The sequence below is a fragment of the Kitasatospora sp. NPDC057518 genome, assembly GCF_042802075.1.
In the GTDB taxonomy this organism is placed as follows: domain Bacteria; phylum Actinomycetota; class Actinomycetes; order Streptomycetales; family Streptomycetaceae; genus Kitasatospora.
The window spans coordinates 1-11,017 of the sequence record NZ_JBHVEU010000296.1 but is presented as its reverse complement, the minus strand read 5'-3'; the positions used below and the strand labels follow the sequence as shown (position 1 = coordinate 11,017).

Annotated in this window: 9 protein-coding genes; 1 reads left to right on the top strand and 8 read right to left on the bottom strand. The window is 73.4% G+C overall.

The genetic code is table 11. The features are described from left to right. Positions 1–54: 54 nt before the first annotated feature. The 3 genes from ACFU7Z_RS26625 to ACFU7Z_RS26615 all read right to left on the bottom strand — a co-directional run bounded on the left by ACFU7Z_RS26625 (position 55) and on the right by ACFU7Z_RS26615 (position 3,806). Positions 55–2,523 carry a hypothetical protein gene (locus tag ACFU7Z_RS26625; protein WP_380780133.1) on the bottom strand — a complete coding sequence of 823 codons (2,469 nt, stop codon included), beginning with the start codon at positions 2,521–2,523 and terminating at the stop codon, positions 55–57. A gap of 159 nt (positions 2,524–2,682) precedes the next feature. Beyond that, complete coding sequence (locus ACFU7Z_RS26620; RefSeq protein WP_074002014.1) at positions 2,683–3,570, bottom strand: LLM class flavin-dependent oxidoreductase; 888 nt, start codon at positions 3,568–3,570, stop codon at positions 2,683–2,685. A gap of 29 nt (positions 3,571–3,599) precedes the next feature. Then, complete coding sequence (locus ACFU7Z_RS26615; protein WP_380780131.1) at positions 3,600–3,806, bottom strand: hypothetical protein; 207 nt, start codon at positions 3,804–3,806, stop codon at positions 3,600–3,602. 161 nt (positions 3,807–3,967) lie between these two features. Here ACFU7Z_RS26615 and ACFU7Z_RS26610 point away from each other — a divergent pair, with 161 nt between their 5' ends. Beyond that, on the top strand, positions 3,968–4,813 hold the full coding sequence (locus ACFU7Z_RS26610) for an HAD family hydrolase (RefSeq protein ID WP_380780129.1): 846 nt from the start codon (positions 3,968–3,970) through the stop codon (positions 4,811–4,813). Positions 4,814–4,841: 28 nt separating this feature from the next. Here ACFU7Z_RS26610 and ACFU7Z_RS26605 read toward each other — a convergent pair whose 3' ends face one another. The 5 genes from ACFU7Z_RS26605 to pstC form a co-directional block, all read right to left on the bottom strand. Next, a complete protein-coding gene (locus ACFU7Z_RS26605) occupies positions 4,842–5,768 on the bottom strand; it encodes a phosphate ABC transporter ATP-binding protein (RefSeq protein WP_079272019.1) in 927 nt (308 codons plus the stop codon). A gap of 23 nt (positions 5,769–5,791) precedes the next feature. Next, positions 5,792–6,724: a sortase gene (locus ACFU7Z_RS26600; protein WP_380780127.1), complete on the bottom strand. Its 933-nt coding sequence runs from the start codon at positions 6,722–6,724 to the stop codon at positions 5,792–5,794. Continuing rightward, positions 6,721–8,526 (bottom strand): phosphate ABC transporter substrate-binding protein PstS, encoded by a 1,806-nt coding sequence (locus ACFU7Z_RS26595; protein WP_079272017.1) that lies wholly within the window; start codon positions 8,524–8,526, stop codon positions 6,721–6,723. Before ACFU7Z_RS26595 ends, ACFU7Z_RS26600 begins: the two co-directional genes overlap by 4 nt. A 38-nt stretch (positions 8,527–8,564) precedes the next feature. Further along, on the bottom strand, positions 8,565–9,821 hold the full coding sequence (gene pstA, locus ACFU7Z_RS26590) for a phosphate ABC transporter permease PstA (RefSeq protein WP_380780125.1): 1,257 nt from the start codon (positions 9,819–9,821) through the stop codon (positions 8,565–8,567). Between the two features lie 64 nt (positions 9,822–9,885). Continuing rightward, entirely contained in the window at positions 9,886–10,917 is a 1,032-nt protein-coding gene (pstC, locus tag ACFU7Z_RS26585) for a phosphate ABC transporter permease subunit PstC (RefSeq protein WP_049661130.1), read from the bottom strand. Between the last annotated feature and the right edge of the window lie 100 nt (positions 10,918–11,017).

The following is an 11,017-nucleotide window of genomic DNA, read 5'->3' as shown; positions in this document are numbered from 1 at the left end:
CCCCGGAGGAGCGGCACCCGTCGGTCCGTCAGGTCGCCCGGGTCGGGCGGTGGATCAGGGGCGGCCCGCCGCCGTCCGCGCGGCCGCGACCGGCAGCCGCAGCGGGTTCGCCTCCGGCAGCGCGACCGTCCCGGGTGCCGCGGCGGACGGCGCGACGGCGGCCGACCTGGCGGTGGCCGCGGCCGACTTCGCGCCGACGCCCGTGGTGTAGTACCCGAACATGTCGACCACCAGGTCGGTGCTGCCGACGTGGTTGAAGAAGTCCACGTACCCGTTGGCCCCGACCGAGGCGTTGACCATGTTGGGGATGGTCTGGCCCGCGGTGAAGTTCAGGTTCGAGGCGTCCGGCAGCCCGGCACCGGTCGGGGCCGAGTCCGCCGGCCCGCCGTCCGGGTAGACGGTGACGAAGCTGTCCGCGGTCGGGTTGGTGACCGTCACGTTGAGCAGCAGCGAGCCGATGCCCCAGTCGCGCGGCTTCAGGCCCCAGCCGAGCAGGGAGCTGCCGCCGGGGACCGGGCCACCGCCCTGGCGGCTGTCGTACTGCCGCACGGGGGCGCCGGTGACCAGCACGCCGTCGGTGGTCTGGCCGCTGTCGTCCGGGACGAAGTAGCCCGAGGTGTCGACCACGATGTCGACCGGCGCGAAGGCCGAGCTGAAGACGTCCACCAGGCAGCCGTCGCCGAGCCGGGCGACCGCCATGTTGGAGATCGTCTGCCCGGGGGTGAAGTTGAGGGTCGACGCGTTCGGCAGCGCCTGGCCGTGCGGGTAGACCGTCAGGAAGCCGACGTCCTTGGGGTCGGTGACGGTCACGTTGAGCGCGGCCGCCGTCGCGTTGTACGGGATCCGGGCCTGGTTGCACAGGTTCACCGTGACCGTGCCGCGGGACGGCACGTGGGTGGGCCGGGTGTCCAGCACCCGCTTGGGGGTGAAGCCGGTGTAGACGGCGCCCGTGGTGTCCGGGACGTAGTAGCCGGTGACGTCGGCGATCAGGTCGAGGTCGCCGTCCGAGCCGTTGAGCAGCTCGACGGCGCCGCCGGCCCCGAGCTGGACCGTCACCGCGTTGGGGACGGTCTGCCCCGCGGTGTGGTTCAGGTTGGAGGTGACGGGGGCGGACCCGCCGGCCGGGTAGACGGTGACGAACCCGGTGTCCTTGGCGTTGGTCGCGGTGACGTTCATGACCACGGCGACGGCGTCGGCCGGGATGCCCGCGGTGCCCGCGACCTTCAGCGGGGTGACGCCGCGGCCCCGGAGCGTCCCGGTGGTCCGGGTGTCCAGCAGGCGCTGCGGCGCCATCGCCACGTAGGTGCCCGCGCTGCCCACCGAGATGTCCAGCGGCTTGGCCAGCGGGGTGCCGACCGCGCCGTAGCTGTGGGTGCCGTTCGCGTCGGTGACGGCGATCTCCAGCGCGTACAGGCCGGGCTGGCAGCCCGTCGGCTTCGAGCCGTCCGGGGTCGTCCCGGCCGCGGCGAACGGCAGGTACAGCGAGACGTTCGTCGTGAGGGTGCCGGGCGGGACGGTGGTCGAGGCGGTCGGCGCGCAGCCCGGGGCGACCGGGCCGTGGGCCGTCACCGCGACCTGGGAGATCGGGACCGTGTCGGACACCGGGAAGGAGACCGGCACGGTGCCCCCGTCCGGCGACAGCCGGCGCTGGAAGGACACGTCACCGATCGTCAGGGCGGTGGCCGGGGTTTGCAGCGGGGTGATGACCAGCCCGGCCGGGGCCTTGGCCTCGAAGTTCCGCTGGCTGTCGTCGGTCACCCGGACGGAGGTGACCACGCACGGGGTCGTGGCGCTGGTCGGCACCGTGATCTTCATGGTGACCGTGTCGCCCGACCAGGAGAGGTCGCCGACGTTGCCCCAGCAGTCCCCGGTCAGCTCGGGGCCGACCTGGGTGATCCGGCCGGCGGTGTCGGTGGCCTTCATCGACATCGTCACGGTCTGGGCCTGGGCCCGGTTGTCCGCCGTGGTGGCGCCCAGGGTGAACCCGGAGGCCTGGATCGGGTTGGCGCCGGCCGTCAGCTCCACCGACGGCACCTTCAGCTGGGTCCCGATGGCGGACGTCACCGTCTGCCGGTACACCGAGCCGTCGGGCTGGGCCAGCTCCACCTGGGTCATCTCCCAGTGGCCGAGCGCGCTGCCGCCCGGGAAGTGCACCGTCACCCGGCAGTTGCTGTTCGGCGACCCCTGTGGCGTCCAGCAGGGCGCGCCCTGCCCGTCGCCGCCGAAGCTCGCCTTCACGGTCTGCGAGGGGTCCGTCGAGGAGGTGAAGGTGACGCTGTTCCCGCCGGTCATCCCCGTCCCCTTGACGAAGAACCAGAACGTCCGGTCCCCGCCGTCGGGCTGGAGGTAGACGCGGGTGTCGGCGGTCCACACCGCACCGGTGGAGATCACGCTGTGGACCGGGCCCGCGTCGGCCGAGGCCGCCGGGGCGGCGAGGCCCGCCGCCGCGAGGCCGGTCACCGCCGTCAGGGCCACCGCGGTGGCCCTGCGCAGCCGAGCGCCTCGGGATATGTCTCTGGTCATGCTGTCCTTCGTCTCGGACTCGACACACGCGACCGGGGCATGCGGAATCACGGACTCCAGAACCATCCCCCGGGAAATCGGCCAGATCCTAGCGCCAGCCGACGACATGACGGAGCCGGAGCTCCCCGGGGGGTGCTCCGGCTCCGTGGGCCCGCGGCCTCAGCCCAGCTGGGCGAGGCCCTCGGTGGCGATCCGTTCGAACACGGTGAGGTCGTTCTCGAAGATCGAGTCCGGGATCGGCCAGTGGATCACCAGCTCGGTGATGCCCACCTCCCGGTAGGTGCCCGCCCAGTCGACGAAGGCGTCCACCGACTGCAGCGGCTTCTCCGCCGTCGACCCCTGGAGCAGCACCTTCTCCAGCGTCCCGGCGTCCCGCCCGACGGCCTCGCAGGCCGCCGTCAGCTTCCCGATCTGCGCGGCGACCACGCCGGGCGCCTCCGCCACCGGCACGTCCGCCGGGCCCTTCGGGTCGCCGTACGTCACCCAGCCCTGCCCGTGCTCGGCGGCCAGCCGCATCCCGCGCGGGCCGGCGGCGGCCACGTAGAACGGCACCCGCGGGGTCTGCACGCAGCCCGGGATGTTCCGCGCCTCGACCGCCGAGTAGTACGTCCCCTCACGGGTCGTGGCGTCGTTGGTCAGCAGCTCGTCCAGCAGCGGCACGAACTCCCCGAACCGGTCCGCCCGCTCCTTCGGCGACCACGCCTCCTGGCCCAGCGCCGTCGCGTCGAAGCCCGTCCCGCCGGCCCCGATGCCCAGCGTGACCCGCCCGCCGGACACGTCGTCCAGCGTGATCAGCTCCTTCGCCAGCGTCACCGGGTGCCGGAAGTTCGGCGAGGTGACCAGCGTGCCGAGGCGCAGCCGCTCGGTGGCGCAGGCGGCCGCCGTCAGCGTCGGCAGCGAGCCGAACCAGGGCTCGTCCTGGAAGGACCGCCAGGAGAGGTGGTCGTAGGTGTACGCGGTGTGGAAGCCGAGTTCCTCGGCCCGCCGCCAGGTCTTCTGCCCCTCGCTCCACCGGTGGACGGGGAGGATCACGGTGCTCAGTCGCATGCCCCCGACCCTACGTCCGCGCGGCGCGGTCACGGGTGCGGGCGGGTGCGCTGGGCGGGGAGGGACGGGGCGGAGGTGCGGCGGGCGAGGTCGGCGAGGGTGTGGAAGAGGACGTCGCCGAGCAGGACCGGGTCGCGCGAGGCTTCGGGTGCCCGCGGCGCTTCGGTGGCCTGCGGGTCGCGGGTGTCGGGGCGGGCGGTCGGGGGCGGCTGGTCACGGAGCTGGCGTGTGGGCATGGCTCTTCCTGCCGACGGGGTTGCCGTGGGCAGTCATGCCCGCCGTGGTCGGCCGAACACCCCGGGTACGGGCGGATCGGCCGGAAACGGCGCATGAAGGGCTTGATCACTGCGGGGGCGTCCGGAGGCCGCGGACCCGGGCCGGTGCCCCGGCCGCGCCGATGGGCGAAGATGGACCGGTGACCGAATCCCGCACCGCGCCCCGCCTCATCGCCACCGACCTGGACGGCACCCTGCTCTGCTCCGGCGGCACCGTCACCGACCGCACCGCCGCGGCGCTGGCGGCGGCCGAGGCGGCCGGGGTGCGGGTGGTGTTCGTGACCGGGCGGCCGCCGCGCTGGATGCGGCAGGTGAGCCCGCACATCGGCGGCCACGGGGTGGCGATCTGCTCCAACGGCGGCGCGGTGGTGGACGTGCGGCGCGGCGAGCTGCTGGAGACCTTCCCGCTGCCGGCGGAGACCACCCTGGCGGTGGTCGAGACGCTGCGGGCCGCGCTGCCCGGCACCGCGTTCGCCTTCGAGTACCCGGGCGGCTGGGCCCGCGAGGCCGGCTACGCGGTGCCGATGTGGGGCGACGAGATGGAGCACGAGGTCGGCCCGGCGGAGGAGCTGCTGGGGGCCGGCGGGTCGGTCCGGGGCCTGTTCAAGCTGCTGGCCAAGCACCCGGACCTCGACCCGGACAAGTTCCTCGCCGAGGCCAGGGCGGCGGCCGGGCACCTGGCCGAGATCACCCGCTCCGCGTCGATCCCGCTGCTGGAGATCAGCGCGCCCGGCGTCACCAAGGCCAGCACGCTGGCCCGCTGGTGCGCCGGGCACGGGATCGACCGGAGCGAGGTGGTGGCCTTCGGCGACATGCCGAACGACCTGGAGATGCTGGCCTGGGCCGGCACCGCGTACGCCGTCGCCAACGCGCACCCGCAGGTGCTGGCGGCGGTGCCGCTGCACACCGTGAGCAACGAGCAGGACGGCGTCGCGGCGGTGCTGGAGGAGTTGCTCGGGCTCGGCTGAACCCGGGGCTCCTCCAGCCGGTCGGTGCTCAGCCGAAGCGGCCGTTGACGTAGTCCGAGGTCCGCTGGTCGCGCGGGCTGCCGAAGATCTGCCCGGTCGGCCCGGCCTCGACGATCCGCCCCGGGGTGTCGTGGGTGGCCAGGAAGAACGCGCAGGTCTGCGAGACGCGCTGGGCCTGCTGCATGTTGTGGGTGACGATCACGATGGTGAGCCGCCCGCGCAGTTCGGCGATGGTCTCCTCGACCCGGCGGGTGGAGGTCGGGTCGAGCGCGGAGCACGGCTCGTCCATCAGCAGGATGTCCGGCGAGACGGCCAACGACCGTGCGATGCACAGGCGTTGCTGCTGGCCGCCGGAGAGCGCCCCGCCCGGGGTGTGCAGCCGGGTGGACACCTCGTCCCAGAGCCCGGCCCGGCGCAGGCTGGTCTCCACCAGGTGCTGGCGCTCCTCCTTGGAGACCTTGATCCCGGCCAGCTTGAGCCCGCTGGAGACGTTGTCCTGGATGGACATCGCCGGGAACGGGTTGGGCCGCTGGAACACCATGCCGATCCGGCGCCGCACCTCGGCGGGCCGGCGGCCGGGCCGGTAGACGTCGTCGCCGTCCAGCAGCACCTCGCCGGCGAGGGCGGCGCCGCGCACCATCTCGTGCATCCGGTTGAGGATCCGCAGGTAGGTGGACTTGCCGCAGCCGGACGGGCCGATCAGCGCGGTGACCTCGCCGGCCGGCATCGCCAGCGAGACCCGCTCCAGCACCTTGCGGCTGCCGAACCAGGCGGAGACCTCCCGGGTCTCCAGCCCGGCGAGCGGCCCGCCGTCGGGGTGGCCGTCCGCGTCCTGCCCGTACGGCTGGTCCGCGTACGGGTCGGGGGCGACCGGGGGGAGGGTGATGGTGTCGGCGACCGGGTCGGTCGGTGAGAACTCGGCCTGCGGGGTGTCGGTCAGTGGTGCGTCGGTCATCGGAACGGTCCTCCGGGCGCGCGTCAGTAGAGGTTGGGCAGCAGGGCGGCGGCGTTCTCGTAGACCGCCCAGAGCAGCGCGCCGACCACCGGCGCAAGGCTCAGGTAGGCGGCCGAGCGCCGCCAGTACCGGGCCAGCACCAGGGCGCCGGCCACCGCGCCGAGCAGGCCGAGCGACCAGAGCTGGAGGGTGGCCAGCGCGCCCTTGTCCGCGGCCAGCGCCTTGTCGTACGGGACGGTCGCGGGCCGGCGGCCGGGGTTCTGCTCCGGGTCGCCGTCCAGCCGGGCGCCGATCAGCACGGTGGAGCCGGGGATCCAGTCGGAGTCGCCGGTGACCAGCACCATCCGGTTGCCGGCCGCCGGGTCGACGATCGGGTGGTCGCCGTCGCCGTACACGTTGACGGTGTAGCTGAACTTGCCCTGGCCGGTGGTGGTCTCGATCTTGTCGCCGACCCGCAGCTTGGACAGGTCGGCGAACGGCGCGCCGAAGGTGGCGCCGCGGCCGAAGAGCACGGTGACCCCGCGCTGGCCGGGCAGCGCGGTGTCCCGGCGGTGGCCGGGGCCGCGCATCAGGTCCCGGCCGGTGGTGCCCTCGACCACCACGGCCTGGTGCAGGCCGATCGCCGGGATGTCCAGCAGCGCCACCGGGGCACCGTCGGCGGCCGCGCCGGTCGGGGCGACCGCCCGGGCCAGCTGGTCGCGGAAGGTCTTGTACCCGGTGGACTGGTAGTGCCGCTGCTGGACGTGCGACAGCGTGAACAGGTACCCGACGAAGCCGAGCACCAGCGCGGCCGCGAGGCTGACCGCCCAGGCGCCCTGGAGGAACCGCCGCCGCCCGGGGGAGACGGCGGGCCGGACCGGGGCGTCGGACGCGGCGGGGGCGGCGGGGGCGGCGGGGGCGGCCGGCTGCGCCGGGGCGCTCCGCTCGACCGGCTTCTCCAGCACCGGGGCCGTCACGAGGTGCCGCCCGAGCCGTTGCGGCGGCGCAGCAGACGGCGGCCGAGCAGCGGCGGGACGAGCACCACGGCGAGCAGTTCCAGCGCGGTGAGGGAGGACAGCATCCAGTCCTCGGGCTTGCCGCTGATCTCGACCACGTTGGCGGCCACCTCGGTGGCGGCGCCGCCGCGGCCGCGGGCGACCACCTGGCCGGTCTGCGGGTCGATCACGTCCTCGGTGCCGTCACCGGCGCCGGGCGCGTTCGGGTCGCCGCCGGCCGCTCCGGCGGCGTTCGGGTCGCCGGCACCGCCGGCCGTACCCGCGCCGCCGGTACCGCCCGCCGCACCGCCGGTACCGGTGCCCCCGGTGCCACCGGACCCGCCGGTGCCGCCGGAACCGCCCGCCGCACCGCCGGAACCGCCGGCCGCGCCGCCGGAACCGCCCGAGCCGGAGCCGGTCTTGACGGGCTGGCCGTCCTTCACGGTGCAGTCCAGCGGGCTGCCCGCCTTGTCGCAGGGGCTCGGCATCGGGGCGTTCTTGAGGACGGTCAGCTCCCCGGCCGAGTTGAAGGTCGGGTTGGCGCAGTTGGCGAGGGTGTCGGGGTCGACCGGGCTGGCGTTGCCGGGGATGTTCCTGGTCTGCAGCAGACCGCCCTTGACCAGGCCGCGCGGGATCGGCGAGTAGCCGAGGTCGTCCGCCTTGCCCTGGCCCTCGCACAGCACGTAGGAGAGGAAGCGGCTGAGCGCGGAGCCCTTGTCGTTGTTGAAGCGCGGCGGTGGGGGTGCGGAGGCTCCGGCGCGCGGCACGATCAGGTAGCTGTAGCTGGAGATCGGGTAGGCGCGCGGGTCGTCCATGGTGTAGACGCCGTCGAGGTTCTGCTGCAGGTAGTTCGGGTCGTTGGCGGGGGTGCCGTCGTCCACGCCGCGGATCTTGGCGGCGGTGAGCGCGACGGCGACGTTGGAGGCGGTCGGCAGCGCGTAGTAGCCGGCCTGGTTGAGCACCTTCACGACCGGCCAGTTGCTGCGCTTGGCGAAGGCGTACTCGTCGTAGCCGATGGTGCCGACGTTGGTCGGGGACTTGATGTAGCCGGCCACCACGTCGGAGCCGTTCTGCGCGGTCATCCGGCCGGAGGGCGGGAAGAACTCGGTGTAGTCACCGCAGCTCACGCCGTTGACGGACTTGCAGTAGGCGTCCCACTGGTCCTTGTGGGTGTGCTCCATCCAGCGGGTGAACTGCGCGGTGGCGCCGGAGCCGTCGGAGCGGACCACCGGGGTGATCGGCAGGCTGGGCAGCGGCTTGCCGTAGTCGTTGGTGATCTTCGGGTCGTTCCAGTTGGTGATCTTGTTGGTGAAGATGTCCACGACGGTCTGCGGGGAGAGCCGCAGGTCGCGGACCTGCTTGCCGCCGACCACCAGGTTGTACATGAAGGTGGTGCCGCCCGCGGTGATCGGTACGTAGGAGAAGCCCCAGGTGGGCTTCTCCGCGCTTCCGGTCCCGGACGCCTGGCCGCCCTGCCCCACCCCGCTGTCCTGCCCCGAGCGGAACGGCACGTCCGAGGCCGTGAAGTCGTCCTGCCCGTTCGACCAGGCGGTGCGGCCGGCCGCGGAGCCGACCGGGCTGAAGTTGATCTGGATGCCCTGCGGGGAGACGTCCTGCCGCCACTGGTCGATGGCAGGACCGGCCCAACTGGAGCCGTCCGCGCTCAGCGAGACGGAGGCCGCGAACGCCGGGGACTGCCCCAGCAGCGGGGAGGCCGCCGCGAGCATCAGGGACATCGTCCCCGCCAGCAGCCGGGCCACGGAGCGACTGAGGCCCCTGGACATGTGAACTCCTCTGGTACGGAGGGTGGTTGGTCTGGACATCAGTGCTTCGCCTGCGAGTGGAGGGCGTACGGACGGGCGATGCCCCCGAGGGCGGCCGCCTCCTGGCGGCGGGCCTCCCGGTTGATCCGGCGCTTCTGGGCCCGGGTCAGCTGCCCGGGACGGCGGCCGCCGAGCATGCGCGCGGTGACGAAGAGGATCAGCACCACGGCCATCAGGGTCAGGCCGGCCGCGAAGCCGCGCGCGATCATCCCGTCGTACGGCTGCTTGACGTAGTTCCAGATGTACAGCGGCAGCGACACCTGCTGCGCGTCGAACGGGCTGGCGTTGAACCGCGGGGTGAAGCCGGAGGTGAGCAGCACCGGCGAGGTCTCGCCGACGCCGCGCGCCATGCCGAGCACCACCGCGGTCACCAGACCGGGCCGGGCGGTCGGCAGCACCACGTTCCACACCGTGCGCCACTGGCTGCCGCCGAGCGCGTAGGAGGCCTCCCGCAGGGTGCCGGGCACCAGCCGGATGACCACCTCGGCGGCCCGGGTGACGATCGGCATCATCATCACGGTGAGCGCGAGCGAGGCCGCGAAGCCGCTCTTCTCGAAGCCGAAGGTGAGGATCACGATGCCGTAGACGAACAGGCCGGCCACGATGGACGGCAGCGCCGTCATCGCCTCGACCAGGGTGCGCACCGGGCGGGCCGCCCGGCCGCCGACCTCGGACATGAAGACGGCCGCGGCGATGCCCAGCGGAACGGCGAACAGGGAGGCCAGGCCCAGCTGTTCGAGCGAACCGACGATCGCGTTGAGCGCGCCGCCGGAGGTGAGCGGGTCGAGCGGGCCGGTGCGCTCCATCGACTCGGTGAAGAAGTTGAGGTGCTGGGCCGCCTCCCAGCCCCGGCTGGCGACGTAGCCGATCTGGTCGGCGGTCAGCGCGACCACCAGCAGCCCGGAGCTCCAGGCGACCACGGCGACCAGCCGGTCCCGCACCATCATCGGGTTCCACTGGAGCCGGCCGAGCAGGTAGTAGCCGGCCAGGAAGAGCAGGTACCAGCAGAGCAGGAAGCCGAAGGCGCCGCTGAACGGCAGCACCCGCTCGTAGAGCACCCAGTCCAGCGCGAGCGAGCCGACCGCCGCACCCGCCACGGTGAGGACGTCGTCGCGGGTGACGCCGCCGATCCGCAGCTTCTTCTCGGGGCCCAGGGTCCCGGCCGCGGCGGGCCCGGCGGGCCCGGGGGACGCGGGGGGCGAGGGCTCGCCGGCGGGCCCGGACGCCGCGACCGGCGGCAGGTCGAGCGTGGTCATCGGATGGTCCCTTCACGGTGCGGACGGCTGCGTGCCCTGTGGGCGGACTGACGGTCGGTCATGCTCAGTCCGCCGTCGCGGCGCCGGAGCGCGAGCGGTTGATGACGATCCCGGCCAGCACGTTGACCAGCAGGGTGAGGGCGAACAGCACCAGACCGGCGGCCATCAGCGCGGAGAGCGACAGCGCGTCCGACTCGCCGAAGCGCAGCGCGATCAGCGCGGAGATCGAGTTGGCGCCGTTCTCCAGGATGTGGGTGATGGCCTTGAAGTTCGGCGAGATGATCAGCGCGACGGCGATCGTCTCGCCCATCGCCCGGCCGAAGCCCAGCATCACCGCGCCGATGACCCCGCCCTTGCCGAACGGCAGGACGACCGCGCGGACCATCCCCCACCGGGTCGAGCCGAGCGCGTACGCGCCCTCCCGCTCGCCCTGCGGGGCCTGGGAGAACACCTCCCGGCTGAGCGAGGTCACGATCGGGATGATCATCAGGGAGACCACCACGCCGGCGATGAAGGTCGACGAGGTGTACGAGGTGCCGATGTCGCCGGTCCGCACCTTGAGGAAGGGGATGTACTCCCCCAGGTGGTTGGCCAGCCAGCGGACGAAGCCGATGATCCGCGGCTGCAGGAAGAACAGGCCCCACAGGCCGTAGACGATGCTGGGGATGGCCGCCATCAGGTCGATCAGCGAGACCAGGGCGGCCCGCAGCCGCACCGGGGCGTACTCGGAGATGAAGATCGCGGTGCCGATCGCCACCGGGACGGCGATGACCAGCGCGATCACCGCGATCAGCAGGCCGTTGGGCAGGACGGCGGCGATGCCGAAGTTGTGGGCGGCGGTCTGCCACTTCTGCTCGGTCAGGAAGGACAGGCCGACGGCGCGCAGCGCGTCGGAGCCGCGCAGGATCAGGAAGAAGGCGATCAGTCCCATGATCGCGAAGACCGAGAAGCCGGCCAGCCGCAGCACGCCGCGGAACACCCGGTCGCCCGGGGTCGCGGGGGAGGTGATCGTGCGGGGCACGTCCTGGTCGGGCCCGTGGTCGGGTTGGCGTGGTGCCCCGGCGTACGGTGCCGCGGGCTCGGCGGCGGATGTCATGGTGTGCTCTCCGTGCTCGGGAACGGGCGTGCTCGGTGGTGGCTGAGCGAACGCTGGCTGCCGGCGTACGGCACCCCGCCGGCCGGCGGGGTACGGATCC

What these genes read in the sequence shown, in the direction of transcription:
- ACFU7Z_RS26615 (WP_380780131.1), bottom strand. Translation starts at nt 3,806, where the DNA reads ATGCCCACACGCCAGCTCCGTGACCAGCCGCCCCCGACCGCCCGCCCC.
- ACFU7Z_RS26605 (WP_079272019.1), bottom strand. Translation starts at nt 5,768, where the DNA reads ATGACCGACGCACCACTGACCGACACCCCGCAGGCCGAGTTCTCACCG.
- ACFU7Z_RS26625 (WP_380780133.1), bottom strand. Translation starts at nt 2,523, where the DNA reads ATGACCAGAGACATATCCCGAGGCGCTCGGCTGCGCAGGGCCACCGCG.
- ACFU7Z_RS26620 (WP_074002014.1), bottom strand. Translation starts at nt 3,570, where the DNA reads ATGCGACTGAGCACCGTGATCCTCCCCGTCCACCGGTGGAGCGAGGGG.
- pstA (WP_380780125.1), bottom strand. Translation starts at nt 9,821, where the DNA reads ATGACCACGCTCGACCTGCCGCCGGTCGCGGCGTCCGGGCCCGCCGGC.
- pstC (WP_049661130.1), bottom strand. Translation starts at nt 10,917, where the DNA reads ATGACATCCGCCGCCGAGCCCGCGGCACCGTACGCCGGGGCACCACGC.
- ACFU7Z_RS26610 (WP_380780129.1), top strand. Translation starts at nt 3,968, where the DNA reads ATGGGCGAAGATGGACCGGTGACCGAATCCCGCACCGCGCCCCGCCTC.
- ACFU7Z_RS26595 (WP_079272017.1), bottom strand. Translation starts at nt 8,526, where the DNA reads ATGTCCAGGGGCCTCAGTCGCTCCGTGGCCCGGCTGCTGGCGGGGACG.